This window comes from Paenibacillus abyssi (assembly GCF_014640295.1).
Taxonomy (GTDB): domain Bacteria; phylum Bacillota; class Bacilli; order Paenibacillales; family Paenibacillaceae; genus Paenibacillus_D; species Paenibacillus_D abyssi.
In genome coordinates, this window is the sequence record NZ_BMGR01000002.1 from 205,829 (window position 1) to 230,560 (window position 24,732).

A 24,732-nucleotide genomic window follows, 5' to 3' on the forward strand; every position below is an offset into this window, starting at 1 on the left:
CCTATCCTCCATAATTCCACCTATTGATATGATGCAGCCTCTTCTCAATCAGTCGGCCGATTGCACCAGGTGAATAATCCTGCCTAATTGTCACTTGGCCATTATGGGCGATGAGCGCGCGATAGTTCTCATCGTTGACAAGCCTGGTCATATATTGACTGGCATGCTCCACATCGGGATCTGCCCAATATTGGTGCGATTCATACGGCCCATGATTCACGCCCAGCCGGATTAACTTATAGTTAACAGGACACGAGTTGTTGTGATCCATGAAGTCTGTATTCGAAGACCAATTCGTCCCGATCACCGGCTTGCCAAGATACATCGCTTCTGCTAATCCCAGCCCGAATCCTTCGCTGCGATGAAGCGACACATAACAATCCGTCACCGATAGCAAGCTGTTCGTATCATTTCTGGTCAGCGTCTCGCGAATTAAATAAATGTTCTTGTAGTTAGCTATCAAATCGCTTAATATCCTCATTTCCTCTGAATCACCTTTAGCGCTGTTCACCTTAATAACAAGCCCGACGCTCTCATTATCAGGAGAAAATGCTTGTTTAAAAGCTTCGATCGAGGCCTTAGGATTTTTACGCTCTTGATAGCTCTTCAGGTCATACATTGTTAAGAACAAAAAGGCTTGCTCCGGCAGTCCAAAATAGGAACGGTTTCTTTCCTCTTCGATTCGCACTTCGATTCCGTGTGGAATTTTCACAACCGGTACAGGACTTTTCATCGCAATCGCATCCGCAACAAAAGTGGACGGCACCCATACTTCATTGACAAGACTGAAGCTTTCTTTCCAGCCATCGGGGAAATCTTGCAATTCCCAGTGCCAATATCCGATGTTATATCGATTATCAAAGATATCATTCCCATATTTTGCATAGATTTCAGTCATTTGCTCTGCATTGATATGAAACACATTAACATTATAGATCGGCTTTTCTATTTCTTTATGTATCCAAGTCGTATCCATCATCCTGGCACTGTTCGTGCCGGTAAAATTAACAATTCCAAATGGTGTCTCGGTCGTTGAGAAGCATTTCGCAGCTATGCGGCATGATTCGCCGATCCCCATCTCGGCTCGAGAGTACCCAATGATATTAACCCCGTCGACCCTGCTAGAAAGCTTGCCGCCGTTGGGTTTTACAGTGTTATGAATTGGAAAAGCCAACCTTAACAAAGTCTTTTTTGTTTTTTGCATCACAGATTTTGGTACGAATGGAGATATAACATTTTTTAATGAAACTGCCGTTTTATATAGTAACTGAAATATAAACGTTTTAATAATAACACCGCCAACCTCGATTTATGATGTAAAATGCCGAATTTTGTTTTATTGATTTATATTAGCAAAGTTCACTTTTAAATACTACCCTAACCATAATCTATAGTAAATTTACCTATAAATGGATATTAAAATGTGTTATCCGATAGATTTGCAGATCACATTTTGATAGAATTAACCTCGACATGAAACTATCCGAACAGGTACATCAAAGGAGTAAGACGATGAAAAAATCAGCAAAATCCAAGGCTAGCACGATGAAAACGCCCGATTTCTCGCTTCTCCAATGGCTGGGGGTCATTGGATTATCCATCTTTATTTTCTTTTTTCCTTATCAAACCGCTTTATTTAACAGCCTGATTTACAATGCTGAGCTCCCGCTCTATGAGGCCATGCTGTTCGTATTCGCATTGCTTCTCCTCGTCGCTTTTTATTTATTCCGCGTGTGGAAAATCGACAGCATTCGATCCATATTGTCAATAGCTATCCTGCTGCTCCCGGCTATTTATTACATATCCTCTTTCCATGCCGTCGCTGCGCATAACGCAAAGCTAATGACACTGATTTATTGCTTGTTAGCCGGCTTCTTTATCTTCGGCATGTATCTGGCAGCAACGTTCCGTGCACGCAAAGTATTGGAATATGCTCTTATGCTTTCGGGATACTTCGTCGTTTTCTATGGCTTGCTTAACTTGTTTGGCCAGCGGTATTTCCCGGATGCATTATGGTTTACAAGCGGTAATTATCGTTTAACCTCCGTCTTTCAATATTCGAACACTTATGCAGGCTACCTGGTGGCACTATTATTGATTGCATTGTACAGCGCCATTCATTCATCCCGCATCTATACGTTTGCCCTGCACGCATTCATGCTCGTTCCGATCTGGATTTCCCTTATGCTCACCTATTCCAGGGGCGCTTTGGTACTTCTGCCGATCCTGATTTTGCTCGTTTTGCCGTTTATGCGTTTATACAAACAAATGCAATACATCGCCGCATTGATAATTACCGTTGTTTCATCATTTGTTATTCTGGAAAAAGTTAGTGATAATTCCATCCAAATCGCCCAGATCGTACTCCCTCAGTTTGACGGCGACACAGCCAAGCCCATCAGTATAGTGTCTCCACTTGCATTGGAAGGGTGGCTTGTACTGCTTGCCGCATCATTTGTAACAGTCATTATGATGTACATAATCCATTTTCGTTCTGCCTGGCTTGAGAATAAATTAACAGCACTGGCAGGAAAAAAATGGTCGGTTGTTGCCGTTCCGGCAGCGGTAACCGTGTTGGGCATCTTTTCTGTTGTATTGCTGATTTCCGGTGTTTTCAACAGCCTGCTGCCGCAAAGCATTGCCGATAGGCTCGAAAATATCAACTTCAATCAGCACAGCGTATTGGAACGTCAAACTTTCTACGTTGATGCCATGAAGGTTGTCAAGGATTATCCATTGCTTGGCGCAGGCGGAGGCGGATGGTCCGCATTGTTTGAGCAATATCAGAATAACCCTTACGTCAGCAGACAAGCTCACAGCTACTTCATACAGTCTTTAGTTGAGGTTGGCTGGGTTGGCTTTCTCATTCTGATCAGCTTAATTTTGTTTATTTATTATCGTTATTGTAGAAATTATTTCGCTGATCAGGAACGTCAAGGGAGCCATGTCATTTTCTTTATCTTTTCCATCGCCATGTTGACGCATAGTTTGATCGATTTCGACATGAGCTTTGTCTATCTGGGATCACTAGTGTTCTTATCTTTGGGCGTCTTGATAGCCGTTTACCATGAGCAGATGCTGATTCCCCGCTGGGAGACTATAAAAGATCATGCAAGCCGATATGTATTTCCCTCTGTTATTGCATTGCTTTCAATCATCCTGTTCGTCGTATCTTTCCGTGAATACGAAGCCCAAAAGAGCTTTGATCATTCGTTGTATCTGGCTATTCAAGAGAAAAAGCCAATGAACGAAATTATGCCCGCCCTGGATAAAGCGATCAGACTATCGCCTAATCACCCTTCCTACAATTTATTGAAAGCGGATTGGTACGCTCAGGCTTACAGACAAACCGGCGATAAAAATTATCTTAATGAAGCAGCCGTAATATTGGATAATTTGAAACAAAATGAGCCTTATGAACGGCAGTTATTGTTAGCTGAATATCGTAACTTCAAGAATTTGGAAGAACATAAAAAAGCAATCGCCTCTTTGGAGGAAGGAATCTCTAAATTTCAGTGGGATATTAATTTCTACGAAACGGCTATTATGGAATATGCGGCCAACGGACAAACACTCAAAGACACCGATCCAACCCAAGCCGCAAGGTATTGGGATCGGGGCTTGGAACTGTTGGATCGCATCAACAAGCGTAAGAAACAGCTTGAGGAGCTTCCGGAAGAGCAGCTTCAGGGGCGGGATTTTGATGTAACGCCTTTTATGCGGCAGGCACTGGGGCAAATCTACTTCAATAAACAGATGTACCAAGAAGCAATTGCTATGTTGGAGCCATTAAAAGAGATGGACTTTCAAGATGCTTATATTCGCAACGGCATCCGTTACTATCTTGCCGCTTTACATGCAGTTGGAAAAAGCAATGAAAATATAAGCAATCTATTGTTTCAAGCAAATGAACAAGAGAAAAGCGAGCTGGATCGTCTCATCCTAGAATCAGAGAAAATGAAATGAGATTGTGGTACTCCGTTCCCTCTCATTCTCATTTATCGATAAGCAAAAGATCCCTCATGACGAGGGATCTTTTTGTGTTGAATTGTGCTGCTTGATGTCGGTTACATCGACGACAAGATTTGACGCCCGAGATCCAACTGCCGCTCAAACTCTACGCGATATTCAGCAATTATCGCCGTGCTGTGACCTCCGCTGACCAACTCCGCCTCAGCTTCATCCAAGATCTGGTTAAAGCGGTTGGTACACTCCGTCAGCTCGGCCTGCCCTTGAGCGATCAACTGCTGCTTCTTATCCGCATCGGATTCATCTACATACTGCAGCGCCAAATTCATAAGCGAGCTTTCACAACTGCTCTTTAGAGCAGCTAATCGAGCCTCTGCATTAGCAGTAATGGTTGCATAGCTGGATGAGCTGGATGGGCCGGGTGAACCGGGCGCCCCCACAGCTCCTCCCCCTGCTGCTCCCGATCCCGAGTCAGTGCCCTCACTTGTCTCCACCGGCTCTTGCACGTTCTGCAGCTCTTTGTACGCCGGTGATTCTGCGGTAATTCTCTTATTCTCCTGATCCCAGCCGATTTGGATGCCTACGGACTCCGACATGAACCTGACCGGCACGTACAAAATGCCCTTCAGGATGTAGCCTGATTGTCCTTCCGGAAGCTTCTTTTGTTCACCGTCAAAAATAAATGTCGCTTCACGCGGAATCAGCACCACGCTCTCGCCGCCTTTAGAAGCGATCTCACCCGGTTTGGCCGTCAAGTTCATCAGATACTCCTTCAGCATCACGGCTTGCTGTGCCGAAGGATTTTCGACCGTTACCGCTGATTGTTTCCCATCCCAAATCACGTTTTTCTGCAGCGCGTAGGAAACGAATCGAATCGGCACATAAGATGTGCCCTTCAGCACGAGCACGTACTGTCCTTCCGGCAGTTTGACGGTCTTGCCGTCAAAAACCATCTGAAATGCAACGGATTGCGCCTTCACTGTCGCTGCCTGTGCAGCAGCCGATAAAGAGGTTAAAGGTATGGAGAGCAGGAAGGCGAGCACAACAACGAATAGCCTTGCGTAATTCTTCAACAAGATCTCCCTCATTTCTGTCATCACTCTTTGCTAATATGTAGTATAACGTCCATAATAAGTCATGACTAGCTCTGCCGGGGCATTGAGACAGCATAAGTCATTCTTCGTTAGAGTTCGACAAAAAAACAACCCGCAGGCGTTGAAATACGCCATGCGGGTTTCTTATCTAATCATGTTGATACGTGAGCTGTACTATGCCTTCGCTGGATCAAACGAGCTCTTCAGCGATACAATCCGGTTAAAGACGAGCTTCTTTGTTGTTGTGAGCTTCGGATCGACGTTAAAGTAACCATGACGGAAGAACTGGAATTTATCCTGCCCTTGCGCTTCCTTCATGTTCGGCTCGACATATCCGTTCAATACTTCCAGCGAACGCGGGTTGATGTAATCGAGGAACGCCTTCCCATCCTCTTCCGCTTCATCCGTAATGAGCGGCTCGTACAACCGGAACTCAGCCGGCAGCGCCTGGGAAGCATCCACCCAGTGGATCGTGCCCTTCACTTTGCGTCCGGTAAAGCCGGAACCGCTCTTTGTCTCCGGATCATAGGTGCAGCGCAGCTCTACTACATTGCCTTCCGCATCCTTGATCACTTCCTGGCAAACAATGAAATAAGCGTGCTTGAGCCGCACTTCATTGCCGGGGAACAGACGGAAATATTTGCTCGGCGGATTTTCCATGAAATCGTCCTGCTCAATATAAATCTCTCGGGAGAATGGAATTTGGCGCGTACCCATCTCCTCATTCTCAGCATTGTTTTCCGCTTCCAGCCATTCCGTTTGCCCTTCCGGATAATTCGTAATAACCACTTTAAGCGGACGGATGACTGCCATCGTGCGCAGTGCTTTCAGCTTCAGATCCTCCCGGATAAAATGCTCCAGCATTCGCTCATCAACTGTGCTGACCGCTCTGGCCACGCCAATCTCGCGGCAGAATGCACGAATGGCTTCCGGAGTAAACCCTTTGCGGCGCAAGCCGGAAATCGTCGGCATCCGCGGATCGTCCCAGCCGTCCACAACCTGCTCATCGACAAGCTGCTTGAGCTTTCTCTTGCTCATCACGGTATTGGTCACATTCAAACGGGCAAATTCATACTGCTGCGGTGTGGCTTCCATCTCGCACTCCTGAACAACCCAATCGTACAGCGGACGATGGTCCTCGAACTCCAGCGTACAGATCGAATGCGTCACACCCTCAATAGCATCGCCGAGCGGATGAGCGAAATCATACATCGGGTAGATGCACCAAACGTCACCTGTACGGTGATGATGTGCATGTGCAATCCGATACAAGACCGGATCCCGCATATTTATGTTAGGCGAGCTCATATCGATCTTGGCCCGCAGCACCTTCGCGCCATCGATAAATTTGCCTAACCGCATTTGCTCGAATAAGGCCAGGTTCTCCTCGATACTGCGGCCGCGGTATGGACTTTCTTGTCCAGGCTGCGTCAATGTGCCGCGCGTCTCGCGGATTTGCTCCGCATTCAGATCGCACACGTACGCTTTACCTTTCTTGATCAGCAGCACGGCCCGTGCATACATCTCTTCGAAATAATCCGATGCAAAGCGCAGGTTATCCCATTCAAAGCCAAGCCAGCGAACGTCCTCTTGGATGGACTCCACATACTCGGTTTCTTCCTTTAACGGATTGGTATCATCGAACCTCAGGTTCGTTTTGCCATTGAATTCATCTGCAAGCTCAAAATTAAGGCAGATCGACTTGGCGTGCCCGATATGCAGGTAACCGTTCGGTTCCGGCGGAAACCGGGTCACGATCTCGTTTACTTTGCCATTCTTCAAATCTTCAGTAACAATCGTTTTAATAAAATTTGAGGATGATGTCTTGTTCTCCACACGCGACCAACCTTTCCCACGTCGTAATTTCTATATCCTCTTATAATACACAATTTTGAGCAGGAATATAAGAGATGATGCTGCATTAAAATCCATACAGCAACTAATCGAATGGGGGCGCTGGCGGGAGGCCGTCCAGAAACGGCAGTTGTAAATTGCTGGCTTTGGTTGTACCGCATTCACTGCGCAGTCGAATGTTCTTCCGACCGCTGACGCTACTCCAGAATCATTCGATCTGCTTCGTTTAGGCGTAACCGTTTCTTTCCTAAAAACAAACAAAAAGAAGCCTTTCCTTGTTAACATGTAAGTACGACCAAACATGAACAAAGGAGAGGCTTCTTTTGTACATCGAATATACCTCGTTAGAATAGCCCTTCTTGCAACTGCTTATATTTTCATTAACAGCCAAGCAACACAATACCAAAATGGCAGCGCTAGCAGCAGCCCGTTGAATATTCCCGTCCTCAGACTTCCTTCTCGTATAATCATGCCATACGCCTCCCTTATCGCTTCTTCTCCGCTGGACTACATGTGTAATGAAGCGCTTTCTTATAGTATACCCAATTTTTGGATCATTTAATAACTGAATTTTCAGATTTTTTATGAACTTTGTCCGGCCCTCCTGACAAAGAGAAGGGCCGCCCTTATTAAAATCTTATTACGCCTGCATAATACAAGAAGACCAGCCCTACAAGCACCGGCGCGACCCAGCGCATCATGAACAGCCAGAGGTTAAACCACCATGTAGAAAGTCCTGCCTCCTTGGCAGCCCCTTTCCAGAAATAACCTGCAAACAGGGTCACGATCAATCCGCCGAGCGGCAAAATAATATTCGATGACAGGAAATCCATCCAATCAAAGAATGTTTTCCCCATAAACTCGATTCCCGGAACCGCTCCACCTACGGAAACGGCCGACGGCAGGCCGACAAGGAAACACAGAAATGCCGTGAATGCAGCCGCCCCCGCGCGTCCCCAGCCGAATTTCTCGCGCACCCATGCGACCGGCACTTCAAGAATCGATACGGCCGAAGTGAGTGCCGCGATCGCCAGCAATACAAAGAACAGTCCGCCGAACCAAGCGCCCAGAGGCATCGCCGAGAACGCGGCAGGCAATGCCACGAAGACGAGCCCTGGTCCCTGCGCTGGCTCTAGGCCGAATACAAATGTCGTCGGGAAAATAATCAAGCCTGCAAGCAGCGCATACAGGAGGTCACCTGAGCCGACCGCCAACGTTGCCTTGCCAAGCGATTGCTTCCGGTCCACATAAGCGCCGTATGTCATGATCGCCCCCATACCGAGCGAAAGTGAGAAAAACGCATGGCCAAGCGCAACCAGCGCGGATTCCGCTGTCAGCTTGGAGAAATCCGGCTGCAGGAAGAACGAGACACCTTCTCCCGCCCCTTCGAGCGTCAATGCCCGAACAGCGAGCAGGATCAACAGTACGACAAGCCCAGGAATTAGAATACGGTTGTATTTTTCTATGCCCGACGATACTCCGCGGGCGACGATCCAACCCGTTAGCAGCATGACTACCGCCTGCCACACGATCGGCCAGTAGCTGCCGATAAAGGACCCGAAATGGCCTCCGTAATCCGAGCTGCTGAATAGCTGGCCGCTAAATGACAGAAATGCATAGTGCATTGTCCAGCCGGCCACGACCGCATAGTAGGACAGAATAATAAAAGCCCCTGCGATCGATATAAAACCAAAACCGCCCCATATCTTCTTACCGCTCAAACGAACGAGCGAAGTCGAGGCACTTCCCCTTCCTGCACGTCCAATGGCCAGCTCTGCGAGCAGAACAGGCAGGCCGATAATAATCAAACAAATCGTAAACAGCAGAAAAAAAGCTGCTCCCCCATATTGCCCGGTAATATACGGAAACTTCCACATATTTCCTAGACCCACTGAGCTGCCTATCGCCGCTAAAATAAAGCCGTATTGCGAGAACCGCTCTGTCATGCCTTGCTTCGGGTCAATCGCCGATGCGCTGTGCTGTTCTTTTGACTGGTTCGTATGCATGGTTAACCCCTCATTTCATGTAGTTGAACTAAATAAATGCATGTACAGTAGTATTACCCATGGTAACGAGCGGCAATTCAACGTTCAATAAGCTTTAATTACTATTTATCGACATTTTTCGTCATATAAATAGTCCTTTAGTCCCGATATATATTCGCCATCCGGCATCCGCATGTTTATCCCATTGCCCTGTTTCGCTTACCGACATTCCCGATCTACGCAGCAGGACGGCGTTGTATTATGCCGAAAATTGTTGTGCCGCGGCGCTTTCAATCATGACTTTATCCTCAGATCGTTGTATAATGCTACCAGGAGTTGAAAAATCAAGATGGATAAGATCATATTCAAACAGAAAAGAGGGATCCGTATGAAAACCCAATGGATGATTATATCCGCCTTGTTGTTTGCTCTGATTACAGCCATCTTCGCTGTCATTAATGTAGAATCGGTAGAGGTTAATTTCTTATTCACACAGACCCAAACGCCTCTCATCCTCGTCATTCTGGCGTCCACGCTGCTGGGAGGATTAACGGTATTTCTGTTTGGCATCCTGAGGCAGTACAAGCTGCAGCGGCAAGTTCGCCAGCTGGAAAAACAACTGGCCGCCTATACGATGGCTGCAGACGCTCCAGCCGCATATACCAATGCTGCCGGTGATGCGTCGCAGGAAACAGTACCGAAAGAATCCACAGCGACCGATCCTTCTGCACCAACCGATCGCTCCAGCTAGCCTGCTTCAATCCTATTCATGACAAAGAGACGTCCCTGCCTCATGATTCTAATGAGGTGGAGGAGCGTCTCTTTTTTGATGTTTTGCCTTTTTTAGGTTTTATTTTATCGGCAAGTTTATCTCACCGGGCGGAAGCCATTTACATCTTCGAGGATAGCATCGATCGCTGCCAATGTATCCTCCGTCAGGGTGATTGCTGAGGCTTGTACGTTTTCTTCGATTTGCGACGGGCGGCTTGCCCCGATAATCGCAGAGCTGACCCCCGGCCGGCGCAGCACCCAGGCCAGTGCCATCTGGGACAGCTTGATGCCATGCTCCGAAGCAAGCTGTTCGAGCTTTTGCACACATAACAGCACTTCCTCGCGAATATAGCTGTTGATGATTTGGTTCGTCGAGCTGTTCGCGGCGCGGCTTCCTTCAGGAACTGCGGCACCCGGCTTGTACTTGCCGGTAAGGACGCCCTGCGCAAGCGGGGAAAATACGATCTGGCCGATCCCGTTCCGGCTGCTTACCGGTATTACTTCTTTTTCGATATACCGCTCGAACATATTATAGATCGGCTGATTCGAGATAAGCGGGCGCAGGCGCAGACGTTCGCCGATACGCACTGCATCGGCGATTTGGGCAGCGGTCCATTCACTAACGCCAGCGTACAAAATTTTGCCCTGCGCCGTCAGATCGTCAAGCGCCCGCAGCGTCTCTTCCACCGGCGATTCCGGATCGAAACGGTGACATTGGTACAGATCGATATAATCCACACCCAGCCTCTTCAGGCTTGCATCACATTGCTCGATCAGGTGCTTGCGCGACAATCCCTTATCATTAGGCCCCGTTCCCATCGGAAAGAAGGCTTTGGTGGCAACCACATAGCTGTCCCGCGAATATCGGCTGAGCGCCTCACCAAGTACGATCTCGGCCTCTCCCCGATTATAAGCATTCGACGTATCGAAAAAATTAATGCCCAGCTCATAAGCTTTGTCCACACAAGCCAGCGCGGTTTCTTTCTCCGTGGCGGTTCCATAGGTTAACCAGCTTCCGAGGCTGATCTCACTCACCTTCAGGCCGCTTTGCCCCAAACGACGGTAGTTCATTTGCCATTTCCCTCCTATTGTCTTCAACTTCCCCCTATCATAACCTAACAAAAATTCATTGAGAAGAAGTGATCTTAGGGATAGATAAGGAATTCGGGCATAGTTAGTATAATCGAATATAGCAACCTTTTATAGAAACCTTTTATAGCAACCTTTCCCTTTACAGCTGCGAGCCAATTTGTTAAAGTCTTAATTGTTAACCTTCAATATTATTTAAGGTTAACAATACATATATCGGAAGGTGTGCTAATGACCTCTTCTGCAGGACAAAGCGTTCAGACACGCAGTTATGATGAATTATCGATGCTGGACAAACGTCATGTCTGGCATCCTTTTACACAAATGAAGGATTATGATGCCGACGATCCGCTGATAGTCGCACGTGGACAAGGCATCAAACTGATCGATATACAAGGACGGGAGTATTACGACGGCTTCTCCTCCGTCTGGTTAAATGTGCATGGGCACAATGTGCCCGAGCTGAACGAAGCCGTTGTGAACCAGCTCGGGCAGGTCGCCCATGCAACGCTGCTCGGCATGTCTAATGTTCCGGCAATCGAACTGGCTGCAAAGCTGGCATCGATCGCTCCAGCCGGTTTGAATCGGGTATTCTACTCGGATGCCGGAGCGACCGGGGTAGAGATTGCGCTGAAGATGGCATTTCAGTATTGGCACAACCTTGGGCACACAAGCAAACAAGCATTCGTGACGATGAAAGAGGCTTACCATGGCGATACCATCGGCGCCGTCAGCGTCGGAGCGATCCCGCTGTATCATGAAGTCTATAAGCCGCTGCTGTTCCCTTCTTATACCGTACCTTATCCCCATCCGTACCGGTATGACGGACCGAACTCAGATGCCGAAGCTGGAGCAATGGAGGCGACGCTCACCGCTTTGGAGCAATTGCTGCAGCAGCGTGCCGATGAGATTGCCGCGTTGATTGTCGAGCCGGTCGTTCAGGGAGCAAGCGGCATTGTCGTGATGCCGCAGGGCTGCCTGCGCGAAATCGCCCGCCTGACGGAGCGATACGGCGTGCTGCTCATCGCCGATGAAGTGGCAACCGGCTTCGCCCGCACCGGCGCGATGTTCGCCTGCGATCTCGAGGGCGTCTCCCCTGATCTGATGGTGGTTGGAAAAGGGCTGACCGGCGGTTACCTGCCGCTAGCAGCGACACTGGCTACCGATGAGATTTATGCGGCGTTCTACGCGGATTTTGAAGAGCGGAAGACATTCTTTCACGGTCACTCGTACACAGGCAATCCGCTGGCATGCGCCGTTGCGCTGGAAAACCTGCGATTATTTGAGGAAAAGAATCTCGTGGCAGAGGTTCGCCGCAAAGCCGATGCCTTGAAGCCCCAGCTGGCACGGCTCACCAAGCTCCCCCATGTGGGAGATGTCCGCCAGCAGGGGCTGATGATCGGCATCGAGCTGGTCACGGATCAAGCGGACAAGACGCCGTATGCCTGGGAGCGCCGCATCGGCGTGCACGTCTGCCGGAGGGCGCGGGAGCTGGGCATGCTGACGAGGCCGCTGGGCAACGTCATCGTATTTATGCCGCCCCTTGTCAGCACGGATGAAGAGCTGTCCGCAATGGTGGATATCCTGTCCGAAGCGATCTGCGATTTGACTGGCGAAGAGGGGGATGCGGGGGCATGTTAGAATCGACATTTGCTAAGAGGAACGGTGGTCTGGGATGAGTGATCTCCGTAAGGCCGCTGCCGGCACACACGAACATCACAGCTCCCGCGGGTGGCGCGGCCTGTTCGTTACCGGTACCGATACTGAGGTCGGCAAGACATTTGTTACTGCGGCTATCGCCGCGGCGCTTCGGCAGGACGGGCTCGACGTCGGCCTGTGGAAGCCGGTGCAGTCGGGGGCGCCGCACGGCAGCGCCGATAGCGATGCGCACCGGCTCCAGCGCTGGTCCGGGGTCGATGATCCCCCGGAGCGGATAGCGCCGTTCTCGTTCGAGGCGCCGCTGGCCCCCTGCCTCGCTGCGCGCGAAGCAGGGGTCGAGCTGACGCTCGAGCGGCTCATCGCCGGCGGTCGGCCGCTCATGGAGCGGCACGACGCGCTGCTTGTGGAAGGCGCGGGCGGACTCGCCGCGCCGCTCACCGCGCAGGAGCTCGTCGTCGACATGATCAACGAGCTGGGGATGCCTGTCCTGATCGTGGCAAGACCCGGACTCGGCACGGTGAACCATACGCTGCTGACGCTGGCCATGCTGCGGCAGCGGCGGATCCCCGTGGTCGGCGTTGTGCTGAACGACGTCATACCCACCTCCCCCGGGCTCGACCCCAGCCGGCCGGTTAACGGCGAGCTGATTGCCCGCTATGGGAATATTCCGGTACTCGGCCGCTTTCCTTATCTGGCGGGCAGACCTGACGGCAATCAGCTGCTGCATGAAGCCGCGCGGCATATTGACCTCGCTTCGATTCGCGCCGCGCTGCGGCACCAACGCGATTAAAGCTTATGGGCAGCGCCTGTCTAATAAACGCCATGTCAACCATACCTATACCAGGAGGATAAAAAGATGACGACCACAATCACAACGAATTGGAACGAGCTGGCGCGCAAAGCGCTGAGCGGCGACTGCCTCACGCTTGAAGAAGGGCTCTCGATACTGGATGCCCCGGACGACGAGACGCTTCCGATCCTGCACGCGGCGTTTCAGGTACGCAAACACTATTACGGCAAGAAGGTCAAACTGAACATGATCATCAATGCCAAAAGCGGGCTCTGCCCGGAGGACTGCGGCTACTGCTCGCAATCCATCGTCTCGACGGCCCCTGTCAAAAAGTACACGCTGCTCGACAAAGACACCCTGCTGGACGGCGCCCGTGAAGCGTTGGCGCGCAAGGCCGGCACCTACTGCATCGTTGCCGCCGGCAAAGGCCCGACGGAAAAGGAGCTGGAGCAGGTGATCGAAGCGGTCCGGGAAATCCGGGAGACCATGCCGCTCAAAATCTGCGCCTGCCTCGGCATCCTGAAAGGCGACCAGGCAGAACGGCTGGCCGAGGCCGGCGTTCACCGCTACAATCACAATCTCAATACGAGCCGTACCAATTATCCGGCCATTACAACGACCCATACCTATGATCAAAGGGTGGAAACCGTCCAATCCGTCAAGCAGTCCGGGATGTCCCCCTGCTCCGGCGTCATTATCGGCATGGGCGAAAGCCGCCGGGAGATTGTCGAAATCGGCCTCGCGCTGCGGGAGCTGGATGCCGACTCGATTCCCGTCAACTTTCTCAACGCCATTCCCGGCACACCGCTGGAGAATGCGGGACGCACGCCGGCGCTGTTCGCCCTGAAAGTGCTGGCGCTGTTTCGCTTCCTCTGCCCGGAGAAGGAAATCCGCGTCGCCGGCGGACGAGAAGTGAATCTGCGGACACTGCAGCCGCTCGCCCTGTATGCCGCCAACTCCGTATTCGTAGGCGATTACCTGACGACGCCGGGACAAGAGATGAATGCCGACTACCAAATGATCGAGGATCTCGGATTCGAGATTGAGCTCAACGCTTTGTAAAAGGCGGTGATTCTCAATGAACGGAAATCACCCCGAAACACCGGGACGGCAAATGCCTGCATGCAACCCTCTGGCCTGGATGGAGGAGGAGCTGGCGGACTTGGCCCGGCGAGTGCAGGAGCGCAAGCTGCGCCAGTCGGAAACCGCCCGCGCGGATGAAGTCGAAACCGCCGGCGCGTACACCAGAAGGGACGGCAAGCTGCTAATGAATCTGGCTTCCAACAATTACTTGGGCCTGGCCGGTGACAAGCGCATCCATCAAGCAATGATTCAGGCCCTGCGCGGCGCCCGCCCCTCTCCTGCGGCAGGGGCGGGCGCATCCCGCCTGATCACCGGCAATTACGCCGCCTACACCCGGTTGGAGCAGGACATTGCCGCCTGGAAGGAGCGGGAGGCGGCGCTCGTATATGCCAGCGGCTACATGGCCAATACCGGGACCATCGCCGCCCTCGTCGGACGCGGCGACGCTGTATTCAGCGACCGTCTGAATCACGCCAGCATCGTCGATGGGATTGTGCTGAGCCGGGCCGGGCATTACCGCTACCGCCATAACGACACCGGTCATCTGCGGCAGCTGCTGGAGCGGCATCAAGACGCCCGCAGAAAGCTGATCATTACCGATGCCGTGTTTTCCATGGACGGAGATACCGCCCCGCTTCGTGAGCTGCTGCGGCTGCGGGACGAGTTCGGCGCGATGCTTATGGTGGACGAGGCGCATTCCGGCGGGATCTATGGCCGACAAGGCGAAGGATTATGCCATGCGCTGGGCATTCACCGGCAGGTCGATGTCCTGATGGGTACCTTCAGCAAAGCATTCGGCGTCTACGGCGCTTATGTCTGCGGCAGCAGCACGCTAATCCGTTATTTGACCAATAAATCCCGGACGCTGATTTATTCCACCGGATTGCCGCCTGCGGTTATCGCCGGAATCCAAGAGGCGCTGAATATTGTCCGCACTGAAGGCTGGCGGCGCACACGCGTGCTCGAAGCCGCCCGCAGCTTGCGCAGCCGGCTCCGGGCAGCCGGCCTTGATGTCGGCGAAGGGGATTCCCCGATCCTACCGGTGATCGCCGGCTCCAATGCGACCGCGCTCGCTTTCGGCGCGCGCCTGGAGGAGGCGGGAATTCTCGCCGGAACGATCCGCCCGCCGACCGTTCCCGCCGGATCGGCGCGGCTCCGGCTCTCGCTGACTGCCCTGCATACGGAAGCGCAGCTCGATGAAGCATGCCGTCAGATCATCCGGAACGGCCGGGAACTGGGGGTTATCCAATGAACAGCGCTGCATACGGAAGCAAAGCCACCATATTGTGGATTGGAGGCTGGAGTATGCCGGATACCGTATGGAACGGGCTGCGGAAAGAGCTGCAGGAATATGATCATTTGGCGGTGCGCTACGATGATGTCCGGGCTCCCGGGGAGTTCGTCCAACGCGCGCGCTCGCTTGCCGCGGCCGCTATGCCCGCTCCCCCCGATCCCGGGTGGCCCCGCAGCCGGACGCTCATCGCAGCAGGCTGGTCGCTTGGCGGTCTCGTGGCGCAGCGGCTGGCCGCCTCCGGACATGCCGATGCCGCCCTGCTGCTCGGCACCACGGGGCGCTTTGCGCGCGGACGCGAGGACGCGGCGCTCGGCTGGTCCGACCGCCATATCAGGCAGATGATCGCCGCGCTTGAGCGCAGCGGCGGCCGGACACAGGTGCTGCAGCAGTTCCATCGGCTGCTCTTCACGGATGAGGAGCGCGGCTGTATAGCCGCCGCAGGTTTTCCCGCAGACGGCGGATGGTCCATCGAAGCGCTGCTTGCCGGACTTCACTACCTGCGCGAGGAGGATATGCGCGGCCGGCTGGCGCATACCGCATGCCCCATCCTCATTATGCACGGCACAGCCGACCGGGTGATTCCCTGGGGCGCTGCTGAAGAATTACACGCAATGATACCCGGCTCGGAGCTAGTCGCGGTCTACGGCGCGGGGCATGTCCCTTTCCTTGGCCGGGAGAACGAGCTCGCCGCCGCAGCAAGGAGAATGATAGATGCCTGTAAGCAAAAACTTGGTTAAGCAGCGGTTTGACCGTAAAGCGGAAACCTATGATGCCCATGCCGTTGTCCAGCAGGAGATGACAGCCGAGCTGCTGCGGCCGCTTCAACTCGCCCGTCACGCCATGACCGCTTCCGGGCCTGTATCGGTACTGGAGATTGGCTGCGGAACCGGACGTCTGACGGAACGGCTGCTTCAGCTGCTGCCGAGCGCCTATGTGTCCGCCGTCGATCTTTCGCCGTCGATGCTTCAGCTGGCGAGCCGGCGTCTGAACGGCGATGCTTCCCGCTGCACCTTCATCGAGGCCGATATCGAACAGTGGGCGGCCGCTTCCGCGGACCGCCGGTTCGACCTGATCGTTTCCGGCGCCTGCTTTCAGTGGCTGGAACGGCCGGAACAGACACTGCGGCAGCTGCTGAGGGTAACCAGACCCGGCGGCCGCCTGCTGTTCTCGACCTTCGGCCCGGATACGTTCCAAGAGCTGCACAGCGCCTTTCTCAAGGCTTATCTTGCATTGGGCAAACAGCCGCAGCGGCATGGATTATCCTTCCGTTCCTTGCAGCAGTGGACGGACATGCTGGAGTCAGCCGGGTGGCGCGTGCACGTCCTTCGTCACAAAACAGCTGCGCAGTATTTTCCTGCCGTGCGCACGTTTTTGCAGTCCGTGAAATCCATCGGCGCGAACGCCTCGCAGGCCTCTCCCGCCCAAGGGCTTGGGATGCGAAGTCTTATGGCGGAAATGACCGCCTGTTACGAGAGGCATTACGCATGCGCGGCCGGCATCCCCGCGACCTATGAGCTCATCTACGTCCAAGCTGAACGTCCGAGCTGAATATCCGGCACAAACAAAGGCGCCTTCCCGCAGTGGGAAAGGCGCCTTAAATCATTCATTCTTCGTCAGCGTCTGTACTTTGCCCAGCTGAATTCGCGTGTGCTCAAACACTTCACGCAGGCTGGAGATCAGTATTTCGATCTGTTCGGCATGCTTGATTTCCGCCTCAAGCCGGCTGCACATGTTCGCCAGCTCGGCCGCGCCTATATTGAGGCTCACGCCTTTGAGCAGATGAATCGTCTCATGAAGACGAGCCATATCCTTTTGGCGCCACAGCTCATTGATTTGCTCAATATATGCGGCCCCCTCATGATCAAACATCCGGTACAGCTCCTCAAAGAAGGCGGAGGTATCGTCCAGGCTGCGAATTTCCTCAATGATGGAATAATCCACAATTACGTCCGGCCGGTTCTCCTCTTGATGCTCCGGCTTCTTTGGCAGACGAATTTCTTTGGCCCAATGCTCCAGCAGCCGCTGCACTTCCTCGATCCGCAGCGGTTTGCTGATATAATCGTGCATCCCTGCTGCCAGACACTGCTCCCGGTCTTCCTGGCGCGCATTCGCGGTGACCGCAATAATGACCGGCCGTTTGGTATCCCCCAAGCTGTTCGTTATATTCCTCGCCGCATCCAATCCGTCCATGACCGGCATTTGCACATCCATGAACACCAGATCGTAATGCAGCCGGGTCACCGATTGCAGCGCCTCCAGGCCGTTGGCGGCCACATCGGCGGTATATCCCATTTTCTCCAGAATCCGCAGAAACAGCTTCTGATTAATGGCGTTGTCTTCCGCCACCAAAATCCGCAGAGGCAGCTTCGCACCCATATTGGCATCAAGAAGAACCGTCGGTTTATTGCGGGATGGCTTGGCCTGGCGATCAAACAGGCTCGACAGCATCACTTCCAGCAGATGGTCATCCCTGACGGGCTTGCTGACTACGGCGGAAAACACCGACTCCAAATCCACCCTGGACGGATTGCTTCCCACTGAAGTGAGCATAATCATCGGCAGGCTTTCAATCGTACGATGCTTGCGGATCTTGCCGCCAAGCTGGTTCCCGTCCATCTCCGCCATGAGCATATCGATAATCGCCAGATCGAAGATTTCGCCCTGCTCGATCCAGCTCAAAGCTTCACTTGCGGAGACGGTGGCTTTGACGTACATCCCCCACCGTTCCGCCGACTTCTTCAAAATGCGCAGGTTCGTGCTGTTGTCGTCCACGATGAGAACGCGCTTCTGGCGCAGCCGCGCCGCATTATTTTTGTTCTCGGAGAAAAGCTCCGCTCTCTTGGCCCTGATGGTGAAGTGAAATGTCGCTCCCTCTCCCTCGTCGCTTTCCACCCAGATTTGGCCGCCCATCAGTTCAACGAGCTGCTTGCAAATGGCCAGCCCAAGGCCGGTGCCTCCATACTTGCGGGATGCCGTGACATCATGCGCCTGCGAAAACGATTGGAAAAGGCGGTGATGCTTGTCTTTTGGGATGCCGATTCCCGTATCCTTCACCTGAAAATACAGCTCAAAATCCTGTCCGTCTGTGGACTGTTTGCTCACCGAAACAAAGATTTCGCCCTTCTCCGTGAATTTAATGGCATTTCCGATCAGGTTGACGAGCACCTGGCGGACCCGCGTCACATCGCCTACCACGAATTGCGGAATTTCCGGGTCCACACACGAGACAAGCTCGATATCCTTGCCCACGGTCCGGGAGGAGAATAAGTCGAGTATATCTTCCACGCATGGCTTTAATTCAAAGGGCTGATGCTCCAGCATCATGTGGCCCGATTCGATTTTGGAGAAGTCCAGAATATCATTCAGAATCGCAAGCAGCGATTCATTGCTGCTGCGGATGATCTCGGTGTACTCCCGCTGCTCATCCGTCAGCTCGGTTTCATGCAGCAGGCCGGTCATCCCCATAATGCCGTTCATCGGCGTCCGGATTTCGTGGCTCATGATCGCCAGAAAATCAGCCTTGGCCTGGGTCGCCCGCTCCGCCGCTTCCTTTGCTTCCAGCGTTTCCGTCTTCGCTCTTTGCAAATCCACGACTGTCGTCTCCAGTTCAATGACATAGGAAAGGAATGTCGCCATCGAATTAAGAAGCGCAATGTCGCGATCGGAATAATTGTAAGGCTTCCGGTCCATCGCACAGATTGTGCCGAACACATTGCCGTTCTTATGCCAGATCGGAACGCCGATAAAGGAACATTTCCCCAGCGCCTTCGTCACACCCAGTTCACTCGTCAGCGGATGCGACGTGGTGTCTTCAATCACAAGCGGCTCGGTCGTGCCTTCAATAACAAGGCTGCAGTAGGTTTGCTCGTAAGGCAGGACAACCCCTTCCTCAACAAGATTCTCATGACGGTTGAACACCTTCAGGATCGTATTGGATACACGATCGTTACTGGCAACGAAAAAAGTATTCACATGAATGAGTTCGCTTATCATTTTCATGATATGCTCCGCCGCTTCCTCCAAGCCGCTGTATAATTTGTCTTCGTGACTCATACCCGCACGCCATCCCTTCTTCCACAGTGCTTGCGCTTATCCATTAATGCATGTGACCTAAATATTACTCAGGCTTACCCCGGCAATAGTAGAAAACAATGTCCGCCTAGTTCCGAAGTCTTAGTGCAAGCTCAAAAAAATAGCAGCTGTAAACAGCCGCTTTCTCTTAATCGGACGGGGTCGCCGGGCATTTTCTTGCGTTCGCCGCGCCGATCCGCCGATTTCCTGGCCAACAATCATGCATCCTCACGATCGGCGGCAGCAGATTCATGATAATGTGTGTTATTGCCCGTTATTAAGAATTCATCGGATATTACCCCGATTCCATATCGCTGAAACAGGTATTCTCAAATTTATTAAAGTTTTGCTTCCCCTGCGAGAAAGGTTAATTTGCGCGGGACGACGGAGATCGCCGCAGGCGTTTCCATATAGATCTCCCCGTCGGTATCCGCACGCATCGGCTGTGCCGTGTTGATGCTGAGCGTTGAGGTTTGCAGATAGCCGATCGCGCTGTTTTGCGGATCCCATTCATGGGATGCCTTGTGGGTGAGAAGCTCGATCAGCAGCGGCAGGCCGGCCTCATAAATAATATAGACATCCAGCAGACCGTCCGCTAGCGATTTATCCGTGCCCGGCAGGGCGTTGGTGCCCAGGAACCGTCCGTTGGCAACCAGAATCATGACCGCCTCCCCTTCAAGCTCACCCTGGCCGCTCTCCAGCTTGAACGCGAATGATTCCGCCTGACGCACCTTTTGCAGCGTGCTCAGGAAATAACTGAGCTTGCCGAATTTCCCCTTCAGCTCCGAATTGATATTTTCCGAGGTGTCAGTGATCAGCCCGATGCCGAAGAAATTGCTGAAATACCTGCCGTTTGCCGCCCCGATATCGACCTGCTGCCGCTTGTTGCCCAGCAGAACCCGCGCCGCTTCATCGAGCTGCTGCGGGATATGCAGGGCGCGGGAGAAATCATTGCAGGTACCGCCCGGCAATATGCCGACCAGCGGCGGCCGCTCCAGATCCGCAAGCCCGTTGACACACTCATGGACCGTGCCGTCTCCGCCCAGCACGAGCAGCAGCTCGTAAGACTCCCCGCGCTCCCTGCAATAGCGCTCCGCATCCCCCTGTTCTTTGGTCTGCAGCAAGGTCAGCTCTTCCACGGCAGGCGCCAATATTTCCGTAAGGACGGCAAGCTGCTGACCCATTTCCGCCTGGCCGGCATTGCCGTTATAGATTAATAGCGCATTTTTATACATCGGATCCCATCTCCCATCGGTAATTATCCGTCCGTTATACTCCAATACCCAAAGTCTGACCGCTTGTCCCAAGCAAATATCTCCGCGCCGCCGGATATGCGGCGCCGTCCCCCTGCCTTGGAACTCCCTTGCCCGCATCTCATCCGCACGCAGCAACGAAAAAAAGGGCCTTCCCTCAGTCATGGAGCATGACCCGCCGGAAGTCCCTTTTGCGCTTGCTGGTTTATTCTATTCGCCGCTGCTGAGAACCTTCACCGCATTGGCGATAAGCTTGCGAACCATCGGATGCTGAAAGGCTTCCTTCTGGTGTCCCGGCATCAGGTACACGACATGCCCAAGCCCGAATTCATGCGCCCAGGCTGCTGGCCGGCGCTTCTCTCCATCCTCGTAGCTTAACAGCACCTGCGTATCGACGAACGGGCTGAAATCGAACTCGTACGGCTCATCAGCGAGGCTGAAGGGATCAATCCCCTGCATGATCGGATGGTCTTGATCCTCCACGCGGAATGAAAGCTCGCGGAACGGCGGATGTCCGGTAAACTTCGCTCCGAATAAAGCGCTCATTTCATGGCGGCTCTGCAAGGAAATGCCCGTATGCAGCACGAGCAGCGATCCGCCCCCGCTCACATAAGCCAGCAGACCGGCTGCCTGCTCCCGCGTTACAGGCGGGTGTTCATTCCAGCAATCGGTATAAGAGAGAATCAGGTCGTACGCTTGAATCGAATCCGCGCGTAACTGATCATAATCCGTCGAGATCTGCAGGGTATAGCCCTCCGCCTCCACTACCCCGCGGATCTCGTCCTGCACCGCCTCAAGCGGGTGGTACGGCGCCAGCTCCATATCTCCAAGCAGCAGCGCTGCCGGCTTGCCTGTCGTTGCCATTTCGATCGCCTCCTTCGAATATTACAATCCTGCGCAGGATTAGCATATATTGTGTATTCTACTCTTGGCTTTCCAATCCCTGCTCTTCCTCGCGGATCATCCGAATATTGCCCAAATGGCCTTCCCTTGTAAAAGCGGACGGGAACGCATGCTGCGCCTCAAGGCGCACCAACGCCTGTTCGTCTCCGTCTCGCACCGCCTGCCGCAGCTGCTGCAGATGCTCCGATGCCATCGCGATCCGCCGCTCCATTTCTTCCGTATCACCGGTTGGCGCGCCGTGCCCCGGCACAAGGCTTCCCACCTGATGAAGGCTTATCATCCGCTGCGCTTTGCCCAGCGTCTCTTCATACGCCGCGGCGCTGTGCTCGATAAGCGGCAGCTCAAAATCAGACAAGTAATCTCCGGCCAGCCAGACGCCCGTCGGCTCGACCAAGGTGAACACACCGCATGCGGTGTGCCCAGGTGCCAGATAAAAAGTGAGCTTCGTCTGCCCAATCGTCAATATCTGTCCGTCGCGCTCGATCACATGGTCAATTGCCGGGTAAGCCACTGGTACATCTCGTTCAATGTAATACTCAGCATCGAAAGCATGAATCTGGTCCAGCTTCCTCTGCTTGTCCGTCTCTTCGGCGAGCGCTCTGCTGCCGATCGTAACCGCATCCTGAAAAGCGCTGTACCCGATCAGATGGTCAAAGTCGCTATGTGTAAACAAGAGGTACAGCTGACGCTGTCCTCTTGCCGCTTTGACATATTCTTTTATTTCCGTGATCTCATGCGGCAGCCACGTGGGATCCACAAGGAGCAGAAGATCATCGGTTTCCACGATAGTCGCATTCGTCTGAAATAGTGCGCTTTGAAATACTTCAACGCCAGGATAATGATATCGCTTCATCCATTGATCCCTTCTTCCCTGGTGATTGCTTCCTGCCTGGTGAGCTTCTCGCATTCTGCCTGCTGTGATTCCAGTCAAGCTTACTTCATTCCGATTCGCTCCATAATGCCGCGGGCCATCCAGACGCCGGCCGCTCCGGCCTGTGCCAGGCCGCGTGTCACCCCTGCGCCGTCCCCGCCGCAGTACAAGCCTTCGATCTCTGTTTCCAGACGCTCGGTCAGCTTTGGACGGGCCGAGTAGAACTTGGCCTCCACGCCGTAGAACAGCGTGTGCTCCGAAGCGATGCCCGGCGTGACCTGATCGAGCGCCTCCACCATTTCGATCAGGCTTTTCATCGTGTTGTACGGCAGCACCAGCCCCAGATCGCCCGGAACCGCCTCCTTGAGCGTCGGTTCCAGAAAACCCTCGCGGATCCGGGCGTCCGTGGAACGCCGGCCGCGCAGAATATCGCCGTACTTCTGCACGATAACGCCGCCGTTTGAAAGGTCATTGGCCCTTCTGCATACCTCGCGGGCATACTCGTTCGGCTTGTCGAACGGCTCGGTAAAGCGGTGCGAGACAAGCAGCGCAAAGTTCGTGTTCGTCGAGCCGAGCGCCGGATCCTTGTACGCATGGCCGTTCGCCGCCATAACGCCGCTGTGATTTTCAACGACCACATGTCCGGACGGATTGCTGCAGAAGGTCCGCACGCGCGTACCGACAGAAGTGTTATAGATAAACTTGCCTTCATACAGATGCTCGTTAATTTCACGCATGACGACATCGGATGTTTCCACGCGCACCCCGACGTCAACTTGGTTATTGTACATTTTTAAGCGGCGTTTGCGCAAAATATCGGATAGCCAAGCAGAACCGTCGCGGCCCGGCGCAACGATCACGTGACCGGCTTCGATCCGGTCGCCGTTTTTCAATTCGATGCCTTGGACGCGGTGGCCTCCGTCCGTTTTTACCGTCAGCAGATCCGCAACCTCGGTTTTATACATCATATCGATACGCGTGCTAAGCTCGTCGTTAATCGATTTCAAAATTTCCAGGTTCTGCTCCGTCCCCAAATGACGAACCTGTGCGCGAAGCAGCTTCAACCCGGCTGCGTAAGCATTTTTCTCAATCTTCCGAACCGCTTGCGTCGTTGGATCTGTGATCGTGTCCGTGGCACCGTGCTGCAGGTTGATGTCGTCCACGTACCGGATCAGTTCAAGCACCTGCGAAGGCTGCAAATAATCCGTCAGCCATCCGCCGAACTCGGTCGTAATATTGAATTTCCCGTCGCTGTATGCCCCAGCGCCTCCGAAGCCGCTCGTGATCGAGCAGGCGGGAAGGCAGCCCGCGAAGTCTTTCTTGCCTGCGGGAGGCGGGCAAAGCTTGATTTTCTCTTCCAAAATGGGGCATCTGCGGCTGCGGATATCATGTCCTTTATCTACCAGCAGCACCTTAAGATGAGGCGCCATCCTGCTTAATTCATATGCGCTGAAAATCCCTGCAGGACCGGCTCCGACAATAATGACATCATAACGTGAACTCATTTTTGGTTGTCCCTCCAAAATGTAATGTTCGAGTCAGGCACGCACATTACGCACAAGCAGAAACGGCTGACGCCGTCTTTGGGGCGGGAGATTCATTCGCGGTGAATGTTATGCAAAAAAAATCCCCGGCTGTGCGAAGATGCGGCAAACCCGCACCTCTCGTAGCCAGGAATTATCGGTTCCTTAGTAGAAACCCTTGACCCTTATCGCCAAGGATATACGAATAGGCAAATGATCGAAATGAATTGTTATTCCATTAAAAATACTATGCCAATTTCATTACATTGTCAATGGAAAAACTATAATTGTTCGTCTTTGTAACGAAAACACAGCAAATTATTTCGTATAAACATAGAAAAACATTGTAAATATCGAACAATTTCATATAAACCGTTTTGCATCAGCCGACTGCCTTGTATGCCGTGCTTGCCCCCGAAATACAACTGCTGATGCAAATAAGCTGGCATAATAAACGAGAAAACAAAGAATAGAGAGAAATAACGGGAAAGAGGAAGAAAATAGGCGAAAACCTCTGGACAAT

At 52.9% G+C, this 24,732-nt stretch carries 18 protein-coding genes and 1 riboswitch; of the genes, 8 read left to right on the plus strand and 10 right to left on the minus strand.

What is annotated here, in order from left to right; genetic code table 11:
- Position 1: 1 nt before the first annotated feature.
- Positions 2–1,174, minus strand: coding sequence for a glycosyltransferase family 4 protein (locus IEW11_RS03550; RefSeq protein WP_229724940.1), 1,173 nt, complete (start codon positions 1,172–1,174; stop codon positions 2–4).
- 338 nt (positions 1,175–1,512) lie between these two features.
- On the opposite strand from IEW11_RS03550, the gene IEW11_RS03555 reads away from it, so the two are divergent.
- Positions 1,513–3,966, plus strand: coding sequence for an O-antigen ligase family protein (locus IEW11_RS03555; protein WP_188529097.1), 2,454 nt, complete (start codon positions 1,513–1,515; stop codon positions 3,964–3,966).
- Between the two features lie 101 nt (positions 3,967–4,067).
- Here the strand turns inward: IEW11_RS03555 and IEW11_RS03560 are convergent, their stop codons facing one another.
- The 3 genes from IEW11_RS03560 to IEW11_RS03570 all read right to left on the minus strand — a co-directional run bounded on the left by IEW11_RS03560 (position 4,068) and on the right by IEW11_RS03570 (position 8,923).
- Positions 4,068–5,042 (minus strand): copper amine oxidase N-terminal domain-containing protein, encoded by a 975-nt coding sequence (locus IEW11_RS03560; protein ID WP_188529099.1) that lies wholly within the window; start codon positions 5,040–5,042, stop codon positions 4,068–4,070.
- A gap of 195 nt (positions 5,043–5,237) precedes the next feature.
- Positions 5,238–6,899: a glutamine--tRNA ligase/YqeY domain fusion protein gene (locus IEW11_RS03565; protein WP_188529100.1), complete on the minus strand. Its 1,662-nt coding sequence runs from the start codon at positions 6,897–6,899 to the stop codon at positions 5,238–5,240.
- A 647-nt stretch (positions 6,900–7,546) separates the two neighbouring features.
- Positions 7,547–8,923 (minus strand): sodium-dependent transporter, encoded by a 1,377-nt coding sequence (locus IEW11_RS03570; RefSeq protein WP_373289295.1) that lies wholly within the window; start codon positions 8,921–8,923, stop codon positions 7,547–7,549.
- Between the two features lie 367 nt (positions 8,924–9,290).
- Here IEW11_RS03570 and IEW11_RS03575 point away from each other — a divergent pair, with 367 nt between their 5' ends.
- Positions 9,291–9,653 (plus strand): LapA family protein, encoded by a 363-nt coding sequence (locus IEW11_RS03575; protein ID WP_188529101.1) that lies wholly within the window; start codon positions 9,291–9,293, stop codon positions 9,651–9,653.
- A gap of 116 nt (positions 9,654–9,769) precedes the next feature.
- Here IEW11_RS03575 and IEW11_RS03580 read toward each other — a convergent pair whose 3' ends face one another.
- Positions 9,770–10,744 (minus strand): aldo/keto reductase family protein, encoded by a 975-nt coding sequence (locus IEW11_RS03580; RefSeq protein ID WP_188529102.1) that lies wholly within the window; start codon positions 10,742–10,744, stop codon positions 9,770–9,772.
- 249 nt (positions 10,745–10,993) lie between these two features.
- Here IEW11_RS03580 and bioA point away from each other — a divergent pair, with 249 nt between their 5' ends.
- From bioA to bioC, 6 genes are all read left to right on the plus strand, one after another.
- Entirely contained in the window at positions 10,994–12,403 is a 1,410-nt protein-coding gene (gene bioA / locus IEW11_RS03585) for an adenosylmethionine--8-amino-7-oxononanoate transaminase (RefSeq protein ID WP_188529103.1), read from the plus strand.
- A 34-nt stretch (positions 12,404–12,437) separates the two neighbouring features.
- Positions 12,438–13,211: a dethiobiotin synthase gene (bioD, locus tag IEW11_RS03590; protein WP_188529104.1), complete on the plus strand. Its 774-nt coding sequence runs from the start codon at positions 12,438–12,440 to the stop codon at positions 13,209–13,211.
- Between the two features lie 66 nt (positions 13,212–13,277).
- Positions 13,278–14,273: a biotin synthase BioB gene (gene bioB / locus IEW11_RS03595; RefSeq protein ID WP_188529105.1), complete on the plus strand. Its 996-nt coding sequence runs from the start codon at positions 13,278–13,280 to the stop codon at positions 14,271–14,273.
- Between the two features lie 16 nt (positions 14,274–14,289).
- Positions 14,290–15,546: an 8-amino-7-oxononanoate synthase gene (gene bioF, locus IEW11_RS03600; RefSeq protein WP_229724941.1), complete on the plus strand. Its 1,257-nt coding sequence runs from the start codon at positions 14,290–14,292 to the stop codon at positions 15,544–15,546.
- Positions 15,543–16,325 (plus strand): alpha/beta fold hydrolase, encoded by a 783-nt coding sequence (locus IEW11_RS03605; protein ID WP_188529107.1) that lies wholly within the window; start codon positions 15,543–15,545, stop codon positions 16,323–16,325. The genes bioF and IEW11_RS03605 overlap by 4 nt, the downstream gene beginning before the upstream one ends.
- Positions 16,300–17,136, plus strand: a complete 837-nt coding sequence (bioC, locus tag IEW11_RS03610; protein ID WP_188529108.1) for a malonyl-ACP O-methyltransferase BioC — start codon at positions 16,300–16,302, stop codon at positions 17,134–17,136. The genes IEW11_RS03605 and bioC overlap by 26 nt, the downstream gene beginning before the upstream one ends.
- Before the next feature lie 51 nt (positions 17,137–17,187).
- Here the strand turns inward: bioC and IEW11_RS03615 are convergent, their stop codons facing one another.
- The 5 genes from IEW11_RS03615 to IEW11_RS03635 all read right to left on the minus strand — a co-directional run bounded on the left by IEW11_RS03615 (position 17,188) and on the right by IEW11_RS03635 (position 24,191).
- Positions 17,188–19,641, minus strand: coding sequence for a response regulator (locus tag IEW11_RS03615; protein WP_188529110.1), 2,454 nt, complete (start codon positions 19,639–19,641; stop codon positions 17,188–17,190).
- A gap of 356 nt (positions 19,642–19,997) precedes the next feature.
- Entirely contained in the window at positions 19,998–21,050 is a 1,053-nt protein-coding gene (locus tag IEW11_RS03620) for a diacylglycerol/lipid kinase family protein (protein ID WP_308422693.1), read from the minus strand.
- A gap of 72 nt (positions 21,051–21,122) precedes the next feature.
- A complete protein-coding gene (locus IEW11_RS03625; protein WP_188529112.1) occupies positions 21,123–21,776 on the minus strand; it encodes a ThuA domain-containing protein in 654 nt (217 codons plus the stop codon).
- Between the two features lie 58 nt (positions 21,777–21,834).
- On the minus strand, positions 21,835–22,668 hold the full coding sequence (locus IEW11_RS03630; RefSeq protein ID WP_188529114.1) for an MBL fold metallo-hydrolase: 834 nt from the start codon (positions 22,666–22,668) through the stop codon (positions 21,835–21,837).
- An 80-nt stretch (positions 22,669–22,748) separates the two neighbouring features.
- Positions 22,749–24,191 carry an NAD(P)/FAD-dependent oxidoreductase gene (locus IEW11_RS03635; protein WP_188529116.1) on the minus strand — a complete coding sequence of 481 codons (1,443 nt, stop codon included), beginning with the start codon at positions 24,189–24,191 and terminating at the stop codon, positions 22,749–22,751.
- A gap of 142 nt (positions 24,192–24,333) precedes the next feature.
- Positions 24,334–24,434: riboswitch (purine riboswitch) on the minus strand.
- Positions 24,435–24,732 lie beyond the last annotated feature (298 nt).

Excerpts from the sequence above, each read along its gene's own strand:
- IEW11_RS03555 (WP_188529097.1), top strand. The coding sequence starts at position 1,513 with ATGAAAAAATCAGCAAAATCCAAGGCTAGCACGATGAAAACGCCCGAT.
- IEW11_RS03570 (WP_373289295.1), bottom strand. The coding sequence starts at position 8,923 with ATGCATACGAACCAGTCAAAAGAACAGCACAGCGCATCGGCGATTGAC.
- IEW11_RS03575 (WP_188529101.1), top strand. The coding sequence starts at position 9,291 with ATGAAAACCCAATGGATGATTATATCCGCCTTGTTGTTTGCTCTGATT.
- IEW11_RS03580 (WP_188529102.1), bottom strand. The coding sequence starts at position 10,744 with ATGAACTACCGTCGTTTGGGGCAAAGCGGCCTGAAGGTGAGTGAGATC.
- bioA (WP_188529103.1), top strand. The coding sequence starts at position 10,994 with ATGACCTCTTCTGCAGGACAAAGCGTTCAGACACGCAGTTATGATGAA.
- bioD (WP_188529104.1), top strand. The coding sequence starts at position 12,438 with ATGAGTGATCTCCGTAAGGCCGCTGCCGGCACACACGAACATCACAGC.
- bioB (WP_188529105.1), top strand. The coding sequence starts at position 13,278 with ATGACGACCACAATCACAACGAATTGGAACGAGCTGGCGCGCAAAGCG.
- bioF (WP_229724941.1), top strand. The coding sequence starts at position 14,290 with ATGAACGGAAATCACCCCGAAACACCGGGACGGCAAATGCCTGCATGC.
- IEW11_RS03605 (WP_188529107.1), top strand. The coding sequence starts at position 15,543 with ATGAACAGCGCTGCATACGGAAGCAAAGCCACCATATTGTGGATTGGA.
- bioC (WP_188529108.1), top strand. The coding sequence starts at position 16,300 with ATGCCTGTAAGCAAAAACTTGGTTAAGCAGCGGTTTGACCGTAAAGCG.
- IEW11_RS03615 (WP_188529110.1), bottom strand. The coding sequence starts at position 19,641 with ATGAGTCACGAAGACAAATTATACAGCGGCTTGGAGGAAGCGGCGGAG.
- IEW11_RS03625 (WP_188529112.1), bottom strand. The coding sequence starts at position 21,776 with ATGGCAACGACAGGCAAGCCGGCAGCGCTGCTGCTTGGAGATATGGAG.
- IEW11_RS03630 (WP_188529114.1), bottom strand. The coding sequence starts at position 22,668 with ATGAAGCGATATCATTATCCTGGCGTTGAAGTATTTCAAAGCGCACTA.
- IEW11_RS03635 (WP_188529116.1), bottom strand. The coding sequence starts at position 24,191 with ATGAGTTCACGTTATGATGTCATTATTGTCGGAGCCGGTCCTGCAGGG.